The 22,791-nt window shown below is 66.0% G+C and carries 21 protein-coding genes and 1 pseudogene; 7 read left to right on the forward strand and 15 right to left on the reverse strand.

Annotation, left to right across the window (positions count from 1 at the left end; all coding sequences use genetic code 11):
- Positions 1 to 539: 539 nt before the first annotated feature.
- The gene (locus GGR23_RS14720) at positions 540 to 1,730 is read right to left on the reverse strand and encodes a tyrosine-type recombinase/integrase (protein WP_246365530.1); all 1,191 of its coding nucleotides are present in this window, start codon (positions 1,728 to 1,730) and stop codon (positions 540 to 542) included.
- 193 nt (positions 1,731 to 1,923) lie between these two features.
- Between GGR23_RS14720 and GGR23_RS14725 the strand changes: the two genes are divergently transcribed.
- The gene (locus tag GGR23_RS14725; protein ID WP_183367069.1) at positions 1,924 to 2,229 is read left to right on the forward strand and encodes a hypothetical protein; all 306 of its coding nucleotides are present in this window, start codon (positions 1,924 to 1,926) and stop codon (positions 2,227 to 2,229) included.
- On the opposite strand, the gene GGR23_RS14730 is transcribed toward GGR23_RS14725, so the two are convergent.
- From GGR23_RS14730 to GGR23_RS14750, 5 genes are all read right to left on the reverse strand, one after another.
- On the reverse strand, positions 2,202 to 2,906 hold the full coding sequence (locus tag GGR23_RS14730) for a L,D-transpeptidase (RefSeq protein WP_183367070.1): 705 nt from the start codon (positions 2,904 to 2,906) through the stop codon (positions 2,202 to 2,204). The genes GGR23_RS14725 and GGR23_RS14730 overlap by 28 nt on opposite strands.
- 224 nt (positions 2,907 to 3,130) lie before the next feature.
- The gene (locus tag GGR23_RS14735; RefSeq protein ID WP_183367071.1) at positions 3,131 to 4,051 is read right to left on the reverse strand and encodes a DMT family transporter; all 921 of its coding nucleotides are present in this window, start codon (positions 4,049 to 4,051) and stop codon (positions 3,131 to 3,133) included.
- Between the two features lie 38 nt (positions 4,052 to 4,089).
- Positions 4,090 to 4,665: a TetR/AcrR family transcriptional regulator gene (locus GGR23_RS14740; RefSeq protein ID WP_183367072.1), complete on the reverse strand. Its 576-nt coding sequence runs from the start codon at positions 4,663 to 4,665 to the stop codon at positions 4,090 to 4,092.
- 76 nt (positions 4,666 to 4,741) lie between these two features.
- Complete coding sequence (locus tag GGR23_RS14745) at positions 4,742 to 5,221, reverse strand: cupin domain-containing protein (RefSeq protein ID WP_183367073.1); 480 nt, start codon at positions 5,219 to 5,221, stop codon at positions 4,742 to 4,744.
- Positions 5,222 to 5,322: 101 nt separating this feature from the next.
- On the reverse strand, positions 5,323 to 6,222 hold the full coding sequence (locus GGR23_RS14750) for a MurR/RpiR family transcriptional regulator (protein WP_246365533.1): 900 nt from the start codon (positions 6,220 to 6,222) through the stop codon (positions 5,323 to 5,325).
- Between the two features lie 163 nt (positions 6,223 to 6,385).
- On the opposite strand from GGR23_RS14750, the gene menC reads away from it, so the two are divergent.
- Together menC and GGR23_RS14760 are read left to right on the forward strand one after the other, a co-directional pair.
- Positions 6,386 to 7,501, forward strand: a complete 1,116-nt coding sequence (gene menC, locus GGR23_RS14755) for an o-succinylbenzoate synthase (RefSeq protein ID WP_183367074.1) — start codon at positions 6,386 to 6,388, stop codon at positions 7,499 to 7,501.
- Positions 7,498 to 8,214 (forward strand): GNAT family N-acetyltransferase, encoded by a 717-nt coding sequence (locus GGR23_RS14760; protein ID WP_183367075.1) that lies wholly within the window; start codon positions 7,498 to 7,500, stop codon positions 8,212 to 8,214. Before menC ends, GGR23_RS14760 begins: the two co-directional genes overlap by 4 nt.
- A 4-nt stretch (positions 8,215 to 8,218) precedes the next feature.
- On the opposite strand, the gene GGR23_RS14765 is transcribed toward GGR23_RS14760, so the two are convergent.
- Positions 8,219 to 8,653 carry an Lrp/AsnC family transcriptional regulator gene (locus GGR23_RS14765; RefSeq protein ID WP_183367076.1) on the reverse strand — a complete coding sequence of 145 codons (435 nt, stop codon included), beginning with the start codon at positions 8,651 to 8,653 and terminating at the stop codon, positions 8,219 to 8,221.
- Between the two features lie 133 nt (positions 8,654 to 8,786).
- Here GGR23_RS14765 and GGR23_RS14770 point away from each other — a divergent pair, with 133 nt between their 5' ends.
- Positions 8,787 to 11,831 carry an aminotransferase class III-fold pyridoxal phosphate-dependent enzyme gene (locus GGR23_RS14770; protein ID WP_183367077.1) on the forward strand — a complete coding sequence of 1,015 codons (3,045 nt, stop codon included), beginning with the start codon at positions 8,787 to 8,789 and terminating at the stop codon, positions 11,829 to 11,831.
- A 117-nt stretch (positions 11,832 to 11,948) separates the two neighbouring features.
- Positions 11,949 to 12,959, forward strand: a complete 1,011-nt coding sequence (locus GGR23_RS14775) for an amino acid ABC transporter substrate-binding protein (RefSeq protein WP_183367078.1) — start codon at positions 11,949 to 11,951, stop codon at positions 12,957 to 12,959.
- 48 nt (positions 12,960 to 13,007) lie between these two features.
- Here the strand turns inward: GGR23_RS14775 and GGR23_RS14780 are convergent, their stop codons facing one another.
- From GGR23_RS14780 to GGR23_RS14795, 4 genes are all read right to left on the reverse strand, one after another.
- On the reverse strand, positions 13,008 to 13,643 hold the full coding sequence (locus GGR23_RS14780; RefSeq protein WP_183367079.1) for an NrsF family protein: 636 nt from the start codon (positions 13,641 to 13,643) through the stop codon (positions 13,008 to 13,010).
- Positions 13,640 to 14,194 (reverse strand): sigma-70 family RNA polymerase sigma factor, encoded by a 555-nt coding sequence (locus tag GGR23_RS14785; RefSeq protein WP_183367080.1) that lies wholly within the window; start codon positions 14,192 to 14,194, stop codon positions 13,640 to 13,642. Before GGR23_RS14785 ends, GGR23_RS14780 begins: the two co-directional genes overlap by 4 nt.
- A gap of 115 nt (positions 14,195 to 14,309) precedes the next feature.
- Positions 14,310 to 15,590 carry a CynX/NimT family MFS transporter gene (locus tag GGR23_RS14790; protein WP_183367081.1) on the reverse strand — a complete coding sequence of 427 codons (1,281 nt, stop codon included), beginning with the start codon at positions 15,588 to 15,590 and terminating at the stop codon, positions 14,310 to 14,312.
- 183 nt (positions 15,591 to 15,773) lie between these two features.
- On the reverse strand, positions 15,774 to 16,967 hold the full coding sequence (locus tag GGR23_RS14795) for a phytanoyl-CoA dioxygenase family protein (protein WP_183367082.1): 1,194 nt from the start codon (positions 16,965 to 16,967) through the stop codon (positions 15,774 to 15,776).
- A 99-nt stretch (positions 16,968 to 17,066) separates the two neighbouring features.
- Between GGR23_RS14795 and GGR23_RS14800 the strand changes: the two genes are divergently transcribed.
- The gene (locus GGR23_RS14800; protein ID WP_183367083.1) at positions 17,067 to 18,092 is read left to right on the forward strand and encodes a LacI family DNA-binding transcriptional regulator; all 1,026 of its coding nucleotides are present in this window, start codon (positions 17,067 to 17,069) and stop codon (positions 18,090 to 18,092) included.
- 7 nt (positions 18,093 to 18,099) lie between these two features.
- Here the strand turns inward: GGR23_RS14800 and lhpI are convergent, their stop codons facing one another.
- The 3 genes and pseudogenes from lhpI to GGR23_RS23630 all read right to left on the reverse strand — a co-directional run.
- Positions 18,100 to 19,842 carry a cis-3-hydroxy-L-proline dehydratase gene (lhpI, locus tag GGR23_RS14805; RefSeq protein ID WP_183367084.1) on the reverse strand — a complete coding sequence of 581 codons (1,743 nt, stop codon included), beginning with the start codon at positions 19,840 to 19,842 and terminating at the stop codon, positions 18,100 to 18,102.
- Positions 19,843 to 19,943: 101 nt separating this feature from the next.
- Positions 19,944 to 20,807 (reverse strand): methyl-accepting chemotaxis protein, encoded by an 864-nt coding sequence (locus tag GGR23_RS23625; RefSeq protein WP_382340236.1) that lies wholly within the window; start codon positions 20,805 to 20,807, stop codon positions 19,944 to 19,946.
- Positions 20,808 to 21,101: 294 nt separating this feature from the next.
- Positions 21,102 to 21,905 (reverse strand): annotated as a pseudogene (locus tag GGR23_RS23630) (HAMP domain-containing protein); the annotation flags it as partial.
- 345 nt (positions 21,906 to 22,250) lie between these two features.
- Here GGR23_RS23630 and GGR23_RS14815 point away from each other — a divergent pair.
- Positions 22,251 to 22,577 carry a hypothetical protein gene (locus tag GGR23_RS14815; RefSeq protein ID WP_183367086.1) on the forward strand — a complete coding sequence of 109 codons (327 nt, stop codon included), beginning with the start codon at positions 22,251 to 22,253 and terminating at the stop codon, positions 22,575 to 22,577.
- A 22-nt stretch (positions 22,578 to 22,599) separates the two neighbouring features.
- On the opposite strand, the gene GGR23_RS14820 is transcribed toward GGR23_RS14815, so the two are convergent.
- Positions 22,600 to 22,761, reverse strand: coding sequence for a hypothetical protein (locus tag GGR23_RS14820; protein ID WP_183367087.1), 162 nt, complete (start codon positions 22,759 to 22,761; stop codon positions 22,600 to 22,602).
- Between the last annotated feature and the right edge of the window lie 30 nt (positions 22,762 to 22,791).

The following is a 22,791-nucleotide window of genomic DNA, read 5'->3' on the forward strand; positions in this document are numbered from 1 at the left end:
GCGTCGCAGAAGGAAAATAGGTGGCCGACTTTTACGCCGCCCGAGGCGGGACTATCCCGCCGCTACCGTGGACTAATTTTGCACCGCCGCTCTCACATCCCGACAGCGCGCCAGCAGGGACAGCCTATCAGATCAGAATTCACGGTCCAGCCGCAACAGAAACCGGTATCCGCGGCATTCCCGGCCGGGCCTATCAGAAAGTACACCGCCCCAAAAGAAAGCGGTCGGAGCATTAACAAGGACCATTCCTGGAGCGAATGAATAGAATTCTAACCAACCAGCCTAGGCATAACCAGTTCTATTGAGGCTAGGATTCCTGTAATCATGATATATTATTGGAAAGTTCTGTATCTCAATCCTCCTGTAACTGAACGCAGGAGAGAGGTGCTAGAATTACAGCAAACGAAGATGTAAGGCGAATTTTGTTTGAAGCATGTTTTCACGTGCGGCCGGATTGAGAAGTCAGCGTAGATGTAGTTTCGGCAGAGAATTTTGGGCTCGCACCCGTTTACCGAGGACAAAACGCTCCCAGTCTTCCATCATGGCGCGCCGCTGATCGAGAAGATCGGTGCGGTGATAGGCAGCTTCCGTGCATTTCGGATTGTATGGGCAAGGGCGCGTTCGGCAAGATCGCGGGAATATCCGCTCTCCGATGCCCAGTCCCGGAAACTGGAGCGGAAGCCGTGCGCGGTCGCAATACGGCCGGGCGTATCGCTTTCAGCCTTCTTGTCGCGAAGAAACTTCGTCAGGATCATGTCCGAATAAGCCGTGTCCTTGCGTGTCCGGAAGACAAGCCTGCCTGGCGCTGCACCCGCTAGAATATGGGCCTCTTCCACTTTGCGCAGGTCTTTGAGCAGCGCCAGGCAATAGGGTGTGAGAGGAACCCGGTGTGCCTGCTTTGCCTTCATCCGACTTGCCGGAATAGTCCAGATTGCGGTCCTGAAATCCAACTCATCCCAGCTCATCAGACGAAGTTCGCCGGAACGAACCGCCGTCAGGATAACAAGTTCCAGCATGAGGCATGAGACTGTTCGCTTGCCGTGATGCAGATGATTGCGAACAAATCCGGGCACGAGCCGCCAGGGCATGGCAGGCTGATGCTCAACCCGCTCTCGCTTGCCGGGCTGCTTGGGCAGCAGCTTGTCCACGACCGAGACCGGACTCGCAACGATAAAGCCGCGGGCCGCGCACCACTTCATGACCGCATCGCACCGTTGCCGCACTCTGGAGGCGGTTTCTGCCTTTGAAAGCCAGATCGGTTTCAGGCAGTCGGCAAAATCAGCAGCGGTGAGCTGGTCCACACGCGTTGTGCCAATCCGTGGAAAGACCTCCGCCGCAAGGGTATTGATCCATTGGTCCTTGTGTTTGGCATTGCGAAAACCGGCGGCATGATCGGTATGAAAAGCGCGGGCCGCTGCTTCAAAAGTCGGGATTTCAGCCTCCTTCTTCAGCGCCTCCTGTTCACGCCTGCGCTGCTCCAGAGGATCAACCCCATCCTCAATCTGCTGGCGCAGGGCAAAGGCTTTCGCCCGTACATCGCGGATCGGCACGACCGGATAGATCCCGAGACCCATATCCCTTCGCTTGCCGGTTTCAGGAGACTTGTATCGGAGCACCCATTTGCCGGTACCGCTGATCGAAGAGGGAAAGAGATAAAGGCCCCGGACAGATGTGTCGGATATGGGCTTGTCACCTGCGTTTATCTTCCGCGCCCTTGCATCGCTGAGCATGGATTTCTTCCCGTTCGGTTGTGATGGGCTGGATTCCTAGCCCATCACTCAGCCCATCACAAATTCAAGAATTGCCTGATATGAATTGACAGGGTGTAACATAACAGATTTGCGCAATCATCGAAAAAAGCAAATTAAATCAGTGCTTTAAAACACTGCTTGATAGAGTATGATACATAACGATAATTCGCTATTGGCGGACTCTCTGTCCGCCATCTCCCTGATTTTCCTTGACCATCCCCTCTCGCGCTTCCGGCCCGCTGCCGGTAACGGCGTGGGTGGTTTGCCTGCGGCCGCTCGGCAGGCGGCGGTGACGCTGCATCCGGCGGTCGTTCCCGGCCCTTTGCGGGTGCCGGGCGTGGCGATGATCTTTCTCGGGCGGAACCGCATCGGCCGCAGCGTCATGATGCGCGGCCGAAGGCGGGTGGCGCCGGCGGCCCCGGAGCGGGCCTCCCGGCCTTTTTCCGGCCGCTACTGCCGCACGACGATGCGCGCGTGATAGGGAACGCGCTCGTAGAGATCGATCACGTCCTGGTTCATCAGCCGCACGCAGCCGGAGGAGACCGCCTTGCCGATGGAGCGCCATTCCGGGCTTCCGTGCAGGCGATAGAGCGTGTCCTTGCCGTTCTGGAAGATGTAGAGGGCGCGGGCGCCGAGCGGATTGTCGAGCCCCGGTGGCATGCCGCCCTTCTCGATGGAGTACTGGGCCAGCTGCGGCTGGCGCGCCACCATTTCCGCCGGCGGCTTCCAGCGCGGCCATTTCTGCCGCCAGTGGATGATGCCCTCGCCCTCCCAGGCAAAGCCTTCGCGGCCGATGCCGACACCGTAGCGCATCGCGGTTCCGCCGGGCTCGACCACGTAGAGAAGGCGCTCCGGCGTATCGACGACCACGGTTCCCGGGGGTTCGCCCGTCGGATCGGGCACGCGCTGGCGGTAGAATTTCGGATCGATCTTCTGATAGGGCACCGGGGGAATCATGAAGCCGTCATCGACGACAGGCCCGTAGATGGCCTCGAGCTCCGGATCCTCGGGCGCAAGAACCGGCCGCGTGGCAAACTGCGGCACCGGCGGCGCGGCAACCGGCACGTATCGCGGCGTGGTGCATCCCGCAAGAACACCGGTTGCGGACAGGGTCCCCAGCAGGAAGGCACGACGGGAGAGGGGCGGATCAAACATGGATTTTTCTATCTCTGGCAGATTCAAACGGGAAAATTCAGTCACAGCGATACTTGTTCGCGCGACGCCCCGTAGCAACGTCCAATCGGCACACAAGTTTGTCATCGCCGCAAAGGAGTGGCCATTTCGCGGCATATCGCCGGAATGTGTTGCCGAAACAGCACGTTGTTGCGCGCCCGGACCGGGGCGACAGCCGGGCCGGCCTTCACCGCCTGCGCCTGTTCTCAGCGCCTCGGTTTTTCTCCGCGGGTAAAGATGACGATCCCGAAGAGCGAGACCAGAAGGCCTGCGACCATGGACCAGGAGAGCGGCTCCCGGAACATGATCCACGCCCAGATCAGCGTCACCGGCGGGCTGAGATAGAGAACCGCCGTTACCCTTGCGGGCGAGGATTTCCGCAGCGCGATGTAATAGAGGCTCCAGGCGCCGAAGGTGGCGACCAGAACCAGCCAGAGAATGCCGGCAGCGAATTCCGCATCCGCCGGGGGCAGGACGCCGCCCTCGTGCCAGGCCAGCACCGCAAAGATGGCCGCTGCCGAAAGGCACTGGATGCAGAGGCTCTGGTGGATCGGGATGCCCCGGGTGGCGCTGCGGGCATGGAAGAGGGTTACGAGCGCAAAGCAGAGCGTGCCGAGCACGGGCAGGCCATAGGACCAGACCGGTACGTTGCCGAGGGAGAGCGACGCGCCGGACGCAATCAGCACGCCGCCCAGTCCGATCGCCGAGCCCAGCCATTGCCGGGCATTGAGGGCCTGGCCGAGGATCGGCCATGACAGGAGAGCCACCGCGAGCGGCAGCATGTCGGAGATGAGGGCCACGAGGCCCGTCGGCACGCCCATGGCAAGTGCCTGCGCGAAACTCGCCAGATAGAAGCCCATGCCGAGCGCGCCGAAGAAGGCATGGGCGCCGATATCCCTTGCGGAAAGGCGCCCGCCCATCGTCAGGGCGAAGGGCAGCAGCAGAAGACCGGAGATGAGGTTGCGCCAGAGCAGGACGAGAAAGATCGGCGCATGGGCTACCGCAAAGCGTGTTCCGACAAAACCGGCGCTCCAGCAGACGATGAGCGCCGCCTCCACCAGAAGCATGAGGAAGAAGGGCATCCAGCCACCGGATGGGCTTTTCGCAGCGGTCGTCGCAAGGGTCATGGAGCGGCTTTCACGGGAAAGGGGAGAGAGAGGACGGCTCAGAAGGCATCGAGCAGCGAAACGGCGATCCGGCGCGCGGATTTCAGCCGCTCGTCATGGCCTTCGAGGCCGGCCCGGGCCATGGCACCCTCGAGAAGGAAGGAAAGATGTTCGGCGAGCGAGGCGACGGCGGCCTCCTCGCCCGGCCGCATCTGCGAGAGGTAGAGAGAAAAGAGCCGCTCGACCTCCTCCTTCTGCGCCGCAACCGTCCGGCGTCCGGGGTCGCCGACGGGAAGCTCGGCAGCGGCATTCAGCAGGCCGCATCCCCTGAAGCCCCAGGCATAGGCGAGATGGGCATGGTCGACATAGGAATCGAAGACCGCCAGCACCCGCTCGCGCGGCGTGCGGGCAGCGGCCAGACGCTCCTCCCGCACCTGATCCCACTCGGCACAACGGCCTTCCAGATAGGCCTTCACCAGATCGGCCTTGCTGGAAAAGTTGTTGTATAGGCTCATCTTGGCCACGCCGGCATGGGCGGTGATCGTGTCGATGCCCGTCGCCGCCACGCCGTCGCGGTAGAAGAGCTCTGCGGCGGCCTGCAGAAGGCGGTCTCTGGCGGGGGCTCTGGCCGGCATCGGGAATCTCCTGAACTAGGTATACCGTTCTACCTATTTTCGGGCCCTGTCAAGACGTGCCGGCAGAGCGTCGGCATCAATAGGGCGTGCCGTCCTTGTGCTGGAACACCCAGCGCCCCGCCTCGTCCTGCACGGCCTTGAGATCGTCGAGCGGATAGGTGCCCTCGTCTCCCGGCGTGCGGTCGCCGATCTCCAGATAGATGACGGGGCGATCGGTGCGGTTGACGAGCTGGTGGGCGATGCCGTTTGCGGGAAAGCCCGCGCACATGCCGGGCGAAAGCGGATAGTCCCCCCGGTCGGTCACGAGGGTCGGATGGCCCTCGAGCACATAGACGAATTCGTCCTGCCGGCTGTGGCGATGCAGGATGGCCGATTCCGCCCCGGGTGCCAGCGTCGTGCGGTTAACGCCGAAATTCGAAAGGCCGAAGAGATCGCCGAGCGGCTGCTTGACCCGCCCGGAAACACGGCTGCGAAACGGCTCCGGATAGGTCGAAGGCCTGGCGCGCACCGGCGCGTCCTCTGCCAGAAGGGTGACAGGTTTCGTGGCGTCGTCCATGGTTCTCTCCCAATCGCCGTCGATGGCGGAAGAGTGCCACGGGAGGCCCGCAAGAAAAGCCAAAAATACTGTCGGTGCTGTCAGGATGCCTGAAAGGCGGCCTACCGGTCGGGGCCGCTGCGGTCCCCCGCATGGCCGATCATCTTGTGATAGAGCGAGGAGACGCGCGTCATCCGCTCCTCCACGTCGGCGCCGAGGGCGGTGAAGACCGCGTTGACCATCAGCGAGATCAGGCAGGACATGGCGGAGGTCGTGTCCCAGAAGCGGTTGAGATTGGTCTGGACCGTGAGGAGTTCGCTGGCAAGCTCGCGCCCCCAGTCGCAATAGGGGTCGGTGATGAGGGTCACGGGGATGCCGGCATCCCGCGCCTCCACGGCCAGCCGCCAGGTGAGCCGCGAATAGCGCCGCCCGTCGATCAGGACAAGGCAGGTCTCGGCGGGGTCGGACAGCAGCACCTCGGCAAAGTGACCGGCGGCCAGATCCGCCACCTGCACCCCGTCCCGGAGGTACTGGAGATTGTGTGCCAGATCGTAGCCGTGATGCCGCTCCGTCTGGAAGCCCGCGACGAACACCTTTGGCGCATGGGCGAGACGATCCACGGCGCGGGCGAAATCGGCCGTTTCGGCGAGTTCGTAGACCGCGACGATGGCGGCGATCTCGCGCTCCAGCGCCTTCGCCTTCTCCACCTTGCCCGCGGAGGCCGACCGGGCGTGAAAATCCCGCAGCCGGTCGCCGATCAGCCAGGCGCGGTCGCCGAGATCGGACCGCAGCAGGTCCTTGAGCGCCCGGAAGTGCCGGAGCCCCAGCGCCTTGCAGTAGCGGCTGATGCTGGCCTCGCTCACCCCGATCTTTGCCGCGATGGAGGCTGCCGTCTCGAAGGGCAGCCCGGTGAGATTGTTCAGCATGTAGCTGGCGATGGCCCGCTCCGTGCGCGTGGCGCCGGTCAGGCTTTCGTTCAGCATGCGCTGCAGATCCGGTTGCGAAGGCAGCCGCTCGGTCAATGGCCTGTCCTCTTTTCTTTCCCGATGAAATCTGGCAGAAATGTTTCTCTCGGTCAATTTTGAAAGATTTCCTTCATTCCCCGGATCGCATGACGATCCCGACGGTGGCAAGGCAATCGCGGCGGGGATGGCCCCGGTCTGGAGGACGAAGGTGCTGGCAGGAATGAAACAGGGTTTGCGGATCGACGGCGCCGAGCTGCGCCTCGTGCGGCTCGAGCTGCTCACGCCGTTCACCATTTCCACGGGGACGATGTACGAGAAGATCATCCCCCTGCTGACGCTCCGCGCGAACGGCATCGAGGGTTATTCCGAAGGGGTGATGGACCCCCTGCCCGACTATCTGGACGAACAGATCGCGGGCGGGATGGCGCTTCTGCGCGATGTGCTGCTGCCGCAGGTGATCGGCCAGACCTTCGACAACCCGCAGGCGGTCGAGCGGCTTCTCGCGCCCTGGCGCGGCCATTACATGACCAAGGCGATGGTCGAGATGGCCTTCTTCGATCTCTGGGCGAAATCGCTCGGCCTGCCGATGAAGACGCTTCTCGGCGGTGCGGGCGACGCCATCGACGTGGGCGTTTCGCTGGGCATCGGCCCCGTCGAGGAGACGCTGGAGCGGGTCCGCCGCCATGTGGAACAGGGCTACCGACGGATCAAGCTGAAGATCAAGCCCGGCCATGACGTGGCGCTGGTGGATGCGGTGCGCCGCGCCTTTCCCGAAACCGCCCTCAGCGTCGATGCCAACAGCGCCTACACGCTCGCCGACAGCGGCAAGCTCGCCAGGCTCGATGCCTACGGGATCGACTATATCGAGCAGCCGCTCGCCTGGAACGACATTCAGGACCACGCCACGCTCCAGCGCCGGGTCTCGACGCCGATCTGCCTGGACGAGAGCATCCGCAGCGCGCGCGATGCCCGCAAGGCGCTGCAGATCGATGCGGCACGGGTCATCAACATCAAGGTGGGCCGCGTCGGCGGCTATCTCGAATCGCTCAGGATCCACGATCTCTGCGCGGCCTTCGACGTGCCGGTCTGGTGCGGCGGCATGCTGGAATCGGGCATCGGCCGGGCGCACAACATCCATCTGTCGACGCTGCCCAATTTCTCCAAGCCCGGTGACACATCCTCCGCAAGCCGCTATTTTGCCCGCGACCTGATCCATGAAAGGCTCGAGACGGAGAACGGGCGCATGCCCGTTCCGGCAGGAACCGGCATCGGCGTTTCGCCCGACTGGGACTTCATCGAGACCATTACCCTTTCCAAGGAAAGCTTCTCTCCATGACCGACATCGAATACCGCCCGCTGAAGGGAATTGCGGAGTTCAAGGCGGCGGAAGAGATGCAGCGGACGGTCTGGGGCGAGGGCGACAAGGAAGATCCCTTCGATCTCATGATGGTCGTGCAGAACGAGGGCGGGCTCGTGGGAGGCGCGTTCCGCCAGGGCCGCCTGCTGGGCTATGTCTTCGGCTTTCCGACGCGCGACCCCGAAGTGCAGTATTCCCACCGCCTCGCCGTGCTGCCGGAGGCGCGCGGCCTCGGCCTCGGCGCAGGGCTCAAGCGCTACCAGCGCCGCTGGTGCCTCGATAACGGCATCCGCCGGATACGCTGGACCTACGACCCGCTCCGCCTCACCAATGCGGCCCTGAACATCCGCGTTCTCGGCGGCCAGGCCTCCACCTATTACCAGGATTTCTACGGCGAGATGACCGGCATCAACAGCGGCGCGCCGTCGGACAGGCTTCGCCTCGACTGGCATCTCGACGATCCCGCCGTGGAGCGGCGTGCGCTCGGTGACCGCGAGCCGCTGGCGCTGTCGGGCGACATTCTCGAGATCGTCATCCCCCAGGGCTTCGAGGAGGCCATGACCGCCGATCCCGAAACCGCCACCCGCCTTCGCCTCGAAAGCCGCGCCGAATTCGAGCGCGCCTTTGCCGACGGCTTCGTCGTGCGGGATTTCGAACCGTCAACCCGCGCTTACCGTCTCGTGCGCCCCTGAGGTGTCACGAGCGGTCGATGTCGCGCCTGAGCACGATCGTCGTCGTCAGGTCCTCGACACCCTCCATCGTCGCCACCGCATTGCGGAACTCGTTCAGCGCATTGACCGAGGAGACGCTCGCCTCGATCACCAGATCGATCTGGCCGCTGACCGAGGAAACGCGCTTCACCGCCGGAAATCCCGCGAGACGGTCGAGCACGCCGAGCGCCGGGGTCCGCTTGAGGGTGACGAGCAGGATGAACTCGATGGTGCCCTCGTCGAGCTGGCCGATATCCGCCCGGTAGCCACGGATCACCCCGGTTTTTTCCAGCCGCGTGACGCGCTCCGTGGTGGCGCTGCGCGACAGCCCGATGCGCCCGGCAAGCGTCTTCATGGGAATGCGGGCCTCGCGGGAAAGGATGCTGAGGATGGTCCGGTCGATGGCGTCGATGTCCTGCATGAAATCCCCCTCTGGATCGCCGACAATATGCTGGTTATACCGGACACTTTGACGGTGCAACCGACGTGTTGCCGGATGCGAAAGAGAACGAGCCGTGCAACTCTCCCACCCCATGACAGACCGGAGTGCCCCGATGAACGACATGCTGAAGACCACCCCCACCTTTACCCCGGAGGAGGCACGGTCGCTGCTCGAAACCCATTTCGGCATCCGCGGCAGCCTCTCCCCGCTCGAAAGCGAGCGTGACCAGAACTTCAAGGTGAAATCCGAAGCCGGCGAGACCTTCATCCTGAAGATCGTGAATGCCTCGGAGCCGGTGATCGAAAGCGATTTCCAGACGGCACTTCTCGACCATCTCGGCCACGCCGCCCCCTCCCTTCCCGTGCCGCATCTCGTGCCCGCGCTCGGCGGCGGTTTCCTGGCGGAGGCCCATGGGGCCGGCGGTCTCGTCCACCGCCTCCGGCTCGTGCGCTGGGTCGAGGGCACGCCGCTGGCCGAAACGGAGCGGAGCGAGGCGGTGCTGCGCGATCTCGGCCGGGTGCTCGGCGAATTTGCCCGCGCCACCCGCGGCTTCATGCATGCGGGCAGCCTGCGCGACATCGACTGGCATCTCGCCCATGCGGACCGGTCCCGCACCCGTCTGTCCCATGTGGCGGACGAGAAGGACCGGGCCATTCTCGAGCGCTTCCTCGACCGCTTCGAAGGCGGGGTGAAGGACAGGCTGCTTGCCCAGCGCGCCGGCATTCTCCACAACGATGCCAACGACTGGAACGTGCTGGTTTCCGCCGACGGGAAAGGCGTTTCCGGCCTCATCGATTTCGGCGATGCGCTGCATGGTCCGCTGATTGCGGATATCGCCATTGCCGCGGCCTATGCGGGGCTCGATCATCCCGCACCGGTCGATACCGCGGCGGCCATCCTTGCCGGGTATCACGCGGCCTTCCCCGTGGAGGAAGAGGAGATCGAGCTCATCTACGATCTCATCGCGATGCGGCTCGTGACCTCGGTCACCATCTCGGCCTCTCGTCGCCTCGCCAGCGCCGGCAATCCCTATCTCTCGGTCAGCGAGCGCGGTGCCTGGGACTATCTGCGCAAGCTCGACCGGATGAACCCGCTCTTCTTCACCGCCATCCTGCGCAAGGCCTGCGGGCTGGAAGCCGTGAAGGGCGCCAGCGCCGTGCGCGACTGGATCGAGGCAAACCGCCGCGCGCTGAAGCCGCTTCTCGAGCGGCCGGCGGCCTTCTACCCCGCCGCGCTCGTGCCCTATGGCGATCCCGCCCACCCGATGACGGTCGCGTCCGCCGCCGAGGAGCCGGATCGGGCGCAGGCCATCTGGGAAGAGGCCTGCCGCGAGACCGGCGCCGCGCTCGGCATCGGCCCCTTCGGCGAGAAGCGCACCGTCTATCAGGGCGAGATGTTCGTCTCCCGCTTCCGGGCAGAGACGCGCCGCGTCCGGCATCTCGGCCTCGACCTCTTCATGGCGGCGGGCACGCCCCTCTACACCCCCGTCGCCGCCACCGTGCGCAGCGTCGAGATCGAGCACGACCCGCTCGGTTACGGATGCCTGATATCGCTCCTGCACGAGCCCGAGGGCGCACCGGCCTTCGTCACGCTCTGGGGCCACATGGCGCATGAGGCCATGGACCGGCTGAAACCCGGCCAGCGGCTGGAGGCGGGTGCCCTCGTCGGGCACATGGGCGCACCGAAGGAGAATGGCGGCTGGGCGCCGCACCTGCATCTGCAGGTCTCCGCCGACACCCGGCTTTCCGCCACCGCCATCCTCGGTGTCGGCGAGGAGGCCTACATGGATGTCTGGGCCGAGCTGTTCCCCGATGCCAGCACCTTTGCCGGGGTCGCACCGGAATTCTACCGGTCCGAGGGCATGAGCCGCGAGGAGATCGTGGCCCGGCGCCGGGAGCTCCTGCTGCCGAACCTCTCCATTTCCTACGACAGGCCGATCAAGTTCGTCCGCGGCGAAGGCGTCTGGCTGATCGACGATCGCGGCCGTGCCTATCTCGACTGCTTCAACAATGTCTGCCATGTGGGCCATGCCCATCCCCGGGTTGTGGAAGCGCTGGCCCGCCAGGCCGCGATCCTCAACACGAACACCCGCTACCTGCACGACAACATCGTGCGCTATGCCGAGCGCCTGACCGCGACCCTGCCGAAGGAGCTGACCGTCGCCGGCTTCGTCAACAGCGGCTCCGAGGCAAACACGGTGGCGCTGCGGCTGATGCGGGCCAGGACCGGCAGCGAGCAGGCCGTCGTTCTCGACTGGGCCTATCACGGCACCACGCAGGAGCTGATCGACATCAGCGCCTACAAGTTCAACCGCAAGGGCGGCAAGGGCCGCAAGCCCCACGTCCACGTGGCACCCGTGCCCGACAGCTACCGCGCGCCGTCCGACTGGCCGGTCGAGGAGCATGGCAGGCGCTATGCCGAGAGCGTCGCGGCCATCATCGAGGACCTGCGCGGCAGGGGCGAGAAGCCCGGCTTCTTCATCGCCGAATCCATCCCCAGCGTGGCGGGGCAGGTCTTCCTGCCGGAAGGCTACCTGCAGGAGGTCTACCGCATGATCCGCGAGGCCGGCGGCGTCTGCATCGCGGACGAGGTGCAGGTGGGCTTCGGCCGCGTCGGCAGCCACTGGTGGGCCTTCGAGACGCAGGGCGTCGTGCCCGACATCGTCACCATGGGCAAGCCGATCGGCAACGGTCATCCGATGGCCGCCGTCGTCACGACCCGCGAGATTTCCGAGGCCTTCGACAACGGCATGGAATTCTTCAACACCTTTGGCGGCAACCCGGTGTCCTCCGCGGTCGGCCTTGCGGTGCTCGATGTCATAGAGGACGGCGATCTGCGCGCCAATGCGCTGGAGATCGGCAACTACCTGATGGCGGCCTTCCGGCGCATGCAGGACCGCTTCGAGGTGATCGGCGACGTGCGCGGCATGGGTCTCTTCCTCGGCATCGAGCTGGTGACCGACCGGAAGACGAAGACCCCGGCCACGGAGATTGCCCGCGCGGTTTCCAACGGTGCGCGCGAGCGGGGCATCCTCATGGGCACGGAAGGACCCCATGACAACGTCCTGAAGATGCGCCCGGCGATGATCTTCACGCGGGCCAATGCGGACCTCCTCATCGAGGTCCTCGAGGATACCTTCGCCGCCGTCCTGGCATAGGGGCACGGCGAAGCCACACAGTCGACAGTTCGGGCTTTTCGAGCAACCGGATCCTGCGTCTTCGGCGCGGGTTCCGGAACGGGAGAACTATGTCCAGAATCAGAGGAGGAACGGGACATGAAGACGACATTGGGAATGGCATGCATGCTGGCGCTCTGCGCCACGGGAACGGCACGGGCCGCCACGCTCGACATCGTGAAGGAGCGCGGCGTGCTGCAATGCGGGGTAAGCCAGGGCGTTGCCGGCTTTTCCGCCCCTGACGACCAGGGCAACTGGACGGGCTTCGACGTGGATTTCTGCCGCGCGGTGGCAGCCGCCGTTCTCGGCGATCCGCAGAAGGTGAAGTTCGTGCCGCTGTCGACCAAGGAACGCTTCACCGCGCTCCAGTCGGGCGAAGTCGATCTTCTGTCGCGCCAGACCACCTGGACGCTGTCCCGCGACGTGGACATGGGCATGAGCTTCGTCGGCGTGACCTATTACGACGGCCAGGCCTTCATGACGCGCAAGGATCTCGGCGTAAAGAGCGCGCGCGAACTCGACGGCGCTTCCGTCTGCACGGAGACCGGCACGACCACCGAGCAGAACATGGCGGATTATTTCGGCGCCAACGGCATCAAGTATTCCGTCATCACCTTCGAGCGGCCCGACCAGACGATCCAGGCCTTCAGCACCGGGCGTTGCGACGTGTACACCACGGATGCCTCGGCCCTCTACGCGCAGCGCCTCGCGCTCACCGATCCCGACAATTACGTGGTGCTGCCGGAGGTCATCTCCAAGGAGCCGCTCGGCCCGGCGGTCCGCCAGGGCGACGACCAGTGGTTCAAGATCGTGCGCTGGACGCTCTTCGCGCTGATCGAAGCCGAAGAGATCGGCATCACGAAGGACAGCGTCGCCTCGCTGATGGAAAAGGGCACGGCAACCCAGAAGCGCTTCCTCGGCGTGGATGGCGAAGCCGGCAAGGAGCTCGGGCTCGACATGAAGTGGGCAGGCCAGGCCGTCGCGGCGGTCGGCAATTACGGCGAGATGTTCGAGCGCAATCTCGGCACCTCGAGCGCGCTCAAGATCGACCGCGGCCTCAACAATCTCTGGAACAAGGGCGGCCTGATCTATTCGCCGCCCGCCCGCTGAGACCGTGACCGCCGGCGGGGCATGCCCCCGCCGGTTTCGCCCGCGGATCTACCAGCGCAGCAGACGGACGCCTGCAGCTGCCCCGGCGGATGCCACGAGCGCGATGGCAAGCAGATACCAGGTCGCCACGAAGAGCGGGCTGTCATCGGTGAAGTGCCATGCATAGATCGCCGCCGCGATGGAGCCCGCGGCCAGTCCCGCCACCGCGCCCGCGCCGGCGGGATTTTCCGGTGCGCCGCGCCTCATCATGGCGAGAAGGGCAGCAAGCGGGACCGCCGACAGCACCGGAATGAAGAAGAGGCAGAAGCCCGCATGCGCGCCGATCAGGCTCTGCATCCGGACGCCAGGGGCAAGCACGGCAAGCTCGGTGAGGACCGCAGCGCCAAGGACGAGTGCCGGCAGGAGGAGCACCCGTGCCTCCCGCGCGAGCGCAACGCCCGGCCGGCCCGCAAGCAGGGCAAGCCGGCAGGCAAGGCCGGCGAGCAGGAGCGTTGCCGCCAGCTTGAACGCCACGCGCGGGGAAAACAGCATCACGGCCATGTCTTCGCGCAGGCCGAGCGTGAGAACGAGCAGAAGCGCGGAGAAAACGGCGCCCCCCGCCATGGCCGAGAGCACGGCGGGCCGCAGCCGCGCCACGCCGGGCGCATCCTCGGCCATCAGCCTGATCAGCTCTTCCGTCCTCATGCGTCACCTCGATAGATGGCTGCCAGTGATTTCAGGGCACGATGCAGCGCCACCCGCACCGCCCCCTCGCTCATGCCGAGACGCCCTGCCGTATCCCGCACGCTTGCCCCGTCGATGGATATGGAACGCACGATGTCCCGTTGCGGCCCCTTCAGCCTGCCGAGCACCTGCTCGGCATCCAGCCGGTCGGAGATTTCGCCGGGCTCTTCGGCAGCCAGTCCGTCGGCCACCTCGTCCAGCCCGACGCTGATGCGTCGGCCCTTGCGCCGCAGGCTGTCGATCAGCTTGTTGCGGATGATCGCCGACAGCCAGGGCCCGAGCGGACGCTCTGGATCCCAGGTGCCCCGCTTCAGGTGTACCGCCAGCAGCACTTCCTGCACGATGTCCTCCGCCTCGCTCTCGGGCGCCCCGTAGGCAAAGCAGCGCTGCCTCGCGATCGAGCGCAGATAGGGCGAAAGCGCCATCAGGAAACGGTGATAGGCCTGCGCGTCCCCTTCCATCGAAAGGCGCAGCCAGGATGCCCATTCCGTTTCGCGTGCGGTTTGCGTCACTCCCATGTCTTCCCTTACGCGGGAGAGGCCTCTCCCGTTACAGGCAGGGTGACAATTTTCTCTGCGCGAAGCGAGCGGAAGTTTTCCGCCCCGTCCCGGCGGTGCGGGAAAAGCCCTAGGAAGGCTCGACGGTGCGGGCCTTCACATGCTCTGCCTTGCCGGCAAGCCAGCCATTCAGCGCCGCACCGAGGCCCAGCGCCACGAACAGCACCGCGCTGCCCGCGAAACTGCCGGTCGTGCTGCGGATCAGCCCGACGATCAGCGGACCGATGGCCGCCAGCAGATAGCCCACGCATTGCGCCATGCCCGAGAGATGGGCCGCCACATGGGAATCGCCCGAGCGCAGCACGATGACCGTGAGCGCCACGGCGATCAGCCCGCCCTGGCCGATGCCCTGGAGCACCGCGAAGAACCACACCATGCCGATGGGCGCGAAGAGAAGGCCGAGCAGCGCCACCACCGCCACGGCGACGAGCGCGACATTGATGAGCCGCTGGTCCCGCCCGCGCACCGCCAGATGGGGCGCCACAAGGCAGGCAAGGGCCTGCACCATGACCGAGACCGACACGATGCCGCCGGCGGTGACCGCCTCGATGCCCCGTTCGCGCAGGATCGGCACCAGCCATCCGAAGACGCAATAGGCGAGCGCCGATTGCAGGCCCATGAACAGCGTCACATGCCAGGCGAGACGATCCCGCCACAGCCCCTCGACCCTGAAACCCGCCCGTCTGGGGAGGCGGCCGCTCCTCACGACCTGCGGCAGCCACAGAAGCGTGACCGCGAAGGCCGGCAGCGCCCAGGCGGCAAGCGCGGCGGCGGTCGAGCCGCCGAGGGCTTCCTCGATGGGCAGGCTGAGGCCAGCCGCACTGGCAGCCCCTGCGCAAAGCGCCATGGTGTAGCAACCGGTCATCAGCGCCGCCCTTTCGGCGAAATCCCGCTTGACGAGGCCCGGGAGCAGCACGTTGCCGACCGCAATCTTCGCCCCTGCGAAACCGGTGCCGAGGAAGAGCAGCGACACGGAGGAAAGCCCGCGCATCGCCGTGCCGAGCCCGAGGAGAAGGAGGACGCCCAGCAGCGTGCGCTCGCTGCCGAAGCGCTGCGCAAGGCGCGGCGCGAAGGGCGAGAAGGCGCCGAGGCAGACCACCGGCAGCGTTGTCAGCAGGCTTGCCCCGAGCGGCGACAGGCCGAAGGCCGTGCGGATTTCCGGCAGCAGTGCGGAGGCGCTGGAGAAGACCGGCCGGAGATTGAAGGCGATGAGCACGAGGCTGATGCCCAGGACAAGCCGGGACAGACCGGAAAGGCCCGCCGGCGGTGCGGGCGCCGGCAGGTCGTCCACCTCCGCGTCGATCAGGGTCTCGGCCGCGGCATCGGCGCCGGAAGGGTCGTTCTTGCTCATGGAAGGGCATTCCGTTCGGCGGCGGGCGGACAAGGGGGGGCCTGCCGGTCAGTCATGAAGGTCGGGCGGACGATAGCCGAACCTTTCGGGAAAGCAAGCGAGACGGCCGGTCCCGGGAGGGCATCGGCCGTCTCGTTCCGGACGAAGGACCCATGACCTTCGCAACCGGTGGGGAGCGCGGGATCAGGCTTCGCGGCGCGCGGCGTGGGCTGCAATCATCGAGGCGAAGGCATCCGGATCGAGCCGTGCCTCCAGCGCTTCCATCATGTGGGCGGCCTGGGTCTTCGGCGCGAGACCGCCGACCGGCGGGTCGCTGTCGAGATTGGTGGGGAAGGCATAGCCCTCGGCGCTGGCGGCAACGGCATTGGCAATCGCCCGCGGCCCGAGGCTGCCGCTGCGGGCCGCTTCCAGCAGCGCCGGATAGAGCCGCACGACCATGCGCGCGCGGTTGACGCTTTCCATCGCCCGGCCGAAAGCGGAGGAAACCTGCAGCAGGTTCGCCATCCGGTAGATGTCCTTCGACACGTTGTTGCCGGCCCCGTGCATCAGGGCGGGGTTGAAGAACAGCGCGTCGCCCTTCTCGAGCGGCAGCTGCACGTGATGCTCCGCGAAATAGGCCTGGAATTCCGGCCGGCCGAAGGCGATGTAACCCTCGAAGAAGGATTGCGAGAAGGGCAGCAGCAGGGTCGGCCCGCTTTCCAGCGGCATGTCGCAATGGGCAACCGCGCCCTGCAGCGTCAGCACCGGGGAAATGGCGTGGATATGGCCGGGGAAGTCCTGCATCTGCGCCGGCGACATGAAGCCCAGATGGTAGTCGCGATGCGGCTTCTGCGCCGCTCCGCCCGGATTGACCCGGTTCATCTGCGCCGTCATCTGGTATCCGCGGCCAAGCCAGGCCTCGCTCGCCAGCGCGATCGCGTCGGAGGCGTAGTAGCGGGCGAAATTGTCCGGGTCCTTCAGGCAGTGCTTTTCCAGCGAGTTCCAGATGCGGTCGTTGGCGCCCGGCTTGGCGAAGTGGTCGCCGGCAACCTTTCCGCCCTGCTTCTCCTGCGCGATGATCTCCTCGAACACCGCGGACGCGCGGTCGATGACGGCGTGATCGGTGAGCGCGTTCTTGATGACGATGACGCCCGGCCCGTCGGAGAAGGCCTCGACCCATTCCGCCATCAGCTCGCGGCGGGCCTCCGGATCGGAGGCGGCCGACCGCACGCGCTCCCCGTCGTAGATCAGGACGTTCTTCTCGATGCGCGCCGCGAAGGGCCAGTCGGTAAGCTTCGCCTCACGCTCGACGAGCGCCCGGAAGGCGTCGAGCGAGCCGCTATCGGCGGAAAGCCAGACCTTCTCGCGGCGGCGGCTGGCAAGTGTGCGCTGGTCCATCCCTGTTCCTCCCTCGGATTTCCTGGCGTGCTGGACTTGATACTAGGCAAAAGAGCGGGTAGCGAAAGTGTGGAAACACCTCAAAATCACCTCAGGATCATGAAGCCGCCCTTTCCGCTGAAGGACATCGCGCTGCAGGCGGGTCTCAGCCTCGCGACCGTCGACCGGGCCTGGCACGGAAGGTCCGGCGTCAGCGATGCGACGCGGGCCCGGGTGGAGGCCGCCATTGCGGAGCTCGAGGTCCAGTATGCCGCCGCCCGCCTTGCCGGCCGCCGGATGACGATCGACGTGGTGATGGAAACGCCGAGGCGCTTCTCCGATGCGGTGCGCGCCGCCTTCGAGGCCGAGTTGCCGGGCATGCGCCCCGCCTCCTTCACCGCCCGCTTCCACGTGGCGGAGACCCGCGCCGCGGGAGAGCTCGCCTCCATCATCCGCTCGATCATCCGGCGCGGAAGCCACGGGGTCGCCCTCAAGGCGCCCTCCACGGAGGAGACCACCGACCTGGCACTCCGCCTGCAGCAGGCGGGCATTCCCGTCGTGACGCTCGTCACCGATCTGCCGGCCCATGCGCGTCTCGGCTATGTGGGCATGGACAACCGGGCGGCGGGCTCGACCGCCGCCTATCTGCTGGGGCGCATGGCGGGCCCGGAGCAGGGGCTCGTGCTGGTCGTGGTCTCCAGCGCGCTGTTTTCGGGAGAGGAAGAACGGGTGGAGGGTTTCCGGGCGGCGCTCGAGGGCCGCTTCCCCCATCTCGGCATCGTCAAGGTATCGGAAGGCTTCGGCATCGACCGAACCACCGGCCGCCTCGTCGGCGAGGCGCTCGACCGGCACGGGGCAATCCGGGCGGTCTACTCGCCGGGTGGCGGAAACCGGGCGATCCTCGGCGCCTTCCGGGAGCGCGGACGGCCGGTCAGCGTCTTCGCCGCCCATGATCTCGACGCGGAAAACCGCGCGCTTCTGGCGCGGGAGGCGATCAGCTTCGTGATCCACCATGACCTGCGCCAGGATGCGCGAAGCGCCTGCCAGCTGATCCTCGGCCACAACAGGATGCTGCCGGCAGAGTTCCGCGTCGCGCCGTCGCGGGTGGCGGTCGCCACGCCCTACGATCTCGGCGGCGAAGCCTGAGGCCCCCTCAGCCGGCAAGCCAGGCGGGCGGCCCGTTTCTCGAATAGCCCGTGGTTGCCGCCTCCACGCAATCGGCAAGTGCGGCGAAGCGGAGCCCCCGGCCGGACAGACCCGGCCCGTAATGGGCGTATTTCCCGGAATTGGTGAGGATCGTGCGCGCCGCGGGCGGCACGACCGGCTCGCTGACCGTGCACCAGCAGGCATCGGTGACGACGCGCACCCCGAAGCGGGCGAGCGGATCGGCAAGGCCCCGCCGCTTCATCGCGGCCTCGGTCGCACGCCCCGTCGTCACGACGACCGCGACATCCGGCCGGCGCTCGCGCCCCTCGACCAGCTTGGCGAGCGCCTCGAACTCGGTGATCGAGAAATGCGGGTTCCCGAGCGCCACGAGATCGATGCGGGTTTCCTCCGCCCGGTTGAGCGCCCGCCAGCTTGCCTGCAGGTCCTCGAGGCTGACGAGGATGCGCGCAAGCCCATCCGCGGATGACTGCTCGAGCGCGGCCTCGGGCGTGACGCCCGCCATGTGGAACATCGGCGCGCCGGAGGTGGTGCCGAAGGCGGCGCTGAAGGCCTTGAGATCGTCGGCGGAGGGCCTGGCCTCTTCGAGCCCTTCCACAAGCGGAATGGCTGCAGGCGAAAGGAGACCCACGCGATAGCCGGCGAGCGGCCAGAAGGAATCGTCTGCCCCGGCCGGAAAGGGAAGGACGATCCTGAGGGCGACCTTCCTGTTTTCCCGGCGGTGCGGCCCGGCCAGAGGCGCGCGGCCGGTCAGCGCAATGCAGAGATCCATGTAATCGGGATACTTCACCGTGCGGGCGCCGAGCACGCTGTTGGCGAAGACGACGGCGTTCGATTCGGCCCAGGCGATGTCGTCGCCGGTCGTCGGCACCGCGTCGAGCAGATAGGGTGCGCAGGTGAAGCTCGGCTGGGCGCCCATCGCCACATAGGCGTCCGCAAGCGCGGAGGCGGGTCTTGCGAGTGCGGGATCGGTGCCATGCTCCGTCCAGCGGCGCTGATCGACGGAAATGGCGTTGAGCGTGGTCGGCACCCTGACCCGGCCTCCGAGACCGGCGAGCGTCTCGGCAAAGCGCAGGCTTGCGGCGCCGGTATAGATGCACCCGTCGATATGGGCGCGGCTGACATCGATCAGCCGGGGTGCGCCCTGAAGCACGGCCATCCGGCGGATGATGCGCATGGCCATTGCCGCCGCCGCGCCCTCTTTCCCCTCGAGCAGGCCACGGTCCGCCTCGGAGAATTCCGGGGTCACGTCCGGCGCCGGCGGTGGGGGATGATCCCCGCTTCCCCAGAAATCCGCCGGGGCTCGGGCCAGATGAAGCACCCCCTCGGCGATGGACGCGGAGTCCCCCGGGCGGAGCTGCGCGAAGGCATCCGCATGCAGCTGGAGGACGGGGATCGACGTGCCGAACATTTCCTCGGCGACGATCACGCCCAGGGTGAGGATTTCCTCCGGCTGCGAGAAGATGAGGGCAGCCGGGCCATGGCCGTTCAGGAGCAGCTCCATTAGCACGCTGCTGCCGGTGCAGGAACCGCGACCGCCGGGAATGGCGAGGATGCGCCCCGCGATGCTCTCTCCGAAAAGCGGATGGTTGCGGTCGATCACCACGCCGGTGAAGGCATCGACCCCGCCCCAGAAGGAAATCGGCATGTCGGAGCGCAGGACCCTGCCCTCGGCCGTTCCCTCGACGAGTATCCGCGCCGCAAGACGCGTCCCTTCAGCCCTGTCTGCCATTCTGCCCCTCCCCTTGCCGTCTGGCTTATAGCACGGGGCGCAGGGGCGTACAGTTTCCTCTGGCGCGAAGGCCGGCGCATGAGCCCCGGCCTTCGTGATTCTCAGAACTCGGTCCAGTCGTCGAACTTCAGGGCCGTGTTCCCGCTCTCGACGGGGCGGCGGCGTGCAGCGACCGGTGCCGCCGGTGCGGCCGGCATGCGCGAAGCGGCCCTTTGGGCAAGCGGCGCCGGCGCTTCGCTACCGGTGCGGAAGCGCAGGACCAGCTGGTTGAGAGAATCGGCCTCCCGCGCCAGACTGTTGCTCGCCGCGCTCGACTGCTCCACCATCGCCGCATTCTGCTGGGTGTTCTGGTCGATGGTGTTGATCGCGGTGTTGATGGCGTTGAGCGCGTTCGATTGCTCCCTTGCCGATTCCACGATGGCCGCGACGAGGCGGTTGATCTCCTGCACCTCGCCGACGATGGCGCTGAGCGCATTGCCGGTATCGGAAACGAGGGTCACGCCCTCGCCCACCTGCTCGGTGGAGGTGCCGATCAGCGCCTTGATCTCCTTTGCGGCGGCGGCGGAGCGCTGGGCGAGCTCGCGCACCTCCTGGGCGACGACGGCAAAGCCCTTTCCGGCCTCTCCGGCGCGTGCCGCTTCCACGCCCGCATTCAGCGCCAGAAGATTGGTCTGGAAGGCGATCTCGTCGATCACCGAGATGATGTTGACGATCTCGCTGGACGACCGCTCGATGGCGCTCATGGCCTTGATGGCATTGCGGACGATCTCGCCGGAGCGTTCCGCATTGCCCTTTGCCCGGAGGACGAGGGCGCCGGCCTCGCTGGCGCGGCTGGACGCATCCCGCACGTTGATGGTGATCTCCTCCAGCGCGGCGGCGGTCTCCTCGACCGAGGCCGCCTGCTTTTCGGTGCGCTTGGACAGATCGTCGGCAGCGACGCGGATCTCCATGGAGCCCGCGGTCATGGCCTGCGCATTCTGGCGGACCTGCTGGAGCGTGCCGCTCAGCGTTTCCACCGTGTTGTTGTAGTCGACGCGCAGCCCGTCGAGCTGCGGCGCAAAAGCCTCGCCGATGGGATTGGCGAAATCGCCTTCCGCCAGACGCCGCAGCCCGTCGCCGAGAGCGGTGATCGCCTGGCGCAGTTCCCCTTCCTCGCGCAGCCGATGCTCCTCGCGCTTGAGGCGGGATTCCTCGGCACTGCGCTTTTCGTCCTCGGCTTCGCCCTCCAGCCGCGCCTTTGCCAGGGCCGCATCGCGGAAGACGGAAAGGGCCGTGGCGATGGTGCCGATCTCGTCCTTGCGGGACGCGCCGAGGATGGGGCTTTCGGTATCCCCGGCCGCGAGCGCCTGCAGCCGGGCGGTGACCGTATGAAGCGGACGGGCGACGCCGAGGGTCGCGACCGCATAGGCAAGTCCCAGCGCCACCAGGATGACGGCGCCTGCCACGCCGGCCGCGACCGCAACCGCCAGATCCGCATCGGCCTTCAGCGCCGTGCCGCGGGTCACGAGATCGGCGCTCATGCGGTCGGAGAGGCCACGCATCTTGATGGCGAGCGGCGCCAGGGTATCGTCAGCGGCAAGCAGCGCCTTCTGCGCCTCGGCCTTGCGCCCCTCGCCGGCCGCCGTCAGGGCCAGCGTCGTCGCCGACTTGACCGTGGCAAAGGTATCGAAGGCTTCGCGCAGTTCCCCCTCGTATTCCGGCGCCAGCGACAGGGCCGTCTGGATTCGCTTTTCGAAGGTGGAGAGATTCATGTGGAAGTTTTCGGTCGCGGTGCGCGCCTCGGGGCTCGCGGGGTCGTAGACGAGCATCTGGTAGGCGGAATAGCCGATGCCCTGAAGGTTCCGGTTGGCGCCGGTCAGCAGCACCGCAGCCTGGGCGTCGTTTTCGAGAAAACGGTTGTAGCGGCTGGTGTCGGATTTGAGTTCGGTAACAAGCGCCGCTGTTCCAAGCCCCATGAGGACGACGAGAAAGCCGATGACGGCAAGGAACTTGCTGCGGATGGAGAGGTTCGCAAGGATAGACATGGGAGCAAGACCACAGGTTCGGGAGGTTCCGCGAGTCATTCGCGATCAGAGTGTGTGGCCTATTTTCTGATATTGATGGATTAATGAATTAATTCAACTTAATCACGAATTTAGGCAATACAAACAATGCCCCTGCCAAGGACTTGATGAATGTCAAGACGGCGGTATTTCGAGGGTTTGGGCGATTTGACCCGCCAGGGCAGCGCAGCGGCTTCAGGACCCGGTATACAACCTCATATTGTGCGTCTGGCTTTGCTCCGGCCGGTGTGGAGCACCGTCCAAGGGTCAGCGCGGCAACGGAACGGGCGTCGAAGCGGTTGCGCCTTGCGGGCCCCTCCCCCCGCGGGCTATGGGCAGGCGGCCCTTCACCCCGAGGATGACGTCATGGCGGAAAAGCAACGCAAGAGCCGGCTGGCCAAGCTGAGGAAATCCTGGAGGAAGGCGACGCCGGAGGAGCGGATGCAGTTTCTGCAGTGGCTTGGCGAAGCGCCGCTTGCGGCCGCACCCCTTGCCACGGGCCGCTATCTCACCGAGGAGAGCACCCGCCGCATCAGGGAGCGGATGACGGCGCGCGGGATCGATCTTGCCGGGCTCAACCGCGATCTCGGCCTTGCCCCGACCGACCCGGCGATAGCGCGGGCGATGCTGGAGGGAAAGGCACTCCGCCTGGCGGTGATTGCGGCCCTCGAGGAGTGGCTCCTGGCGCCCTGAAGGCCCGGGCCCGGTGCCCGGATCAGTGCACGGTTTCCGGCGCCACGTCCTCGCGCATCAGTTCGAAGGCGCGGTAGAGGGCCTCGACGGCGATTTCGGTGAGTTCCTCGCCGGAGAATTCCGTGAGTGCGAGCTGGGTCTGGAAATCCTGCTGTTCGAAAAACAGTTCGGGCTGGTTAGACATGACATTGTCCCTTCATTACCGCTATCATTT

This window comes from Gellertiella hungarica, assembly GCF_014197145.1.
Lineage (GTDB): Bacteria > Pseudomonadota > Alphaproteobacteria > Rhizobiales > Rhizobiaceae > Gellertiella > Gellertiella hungarica.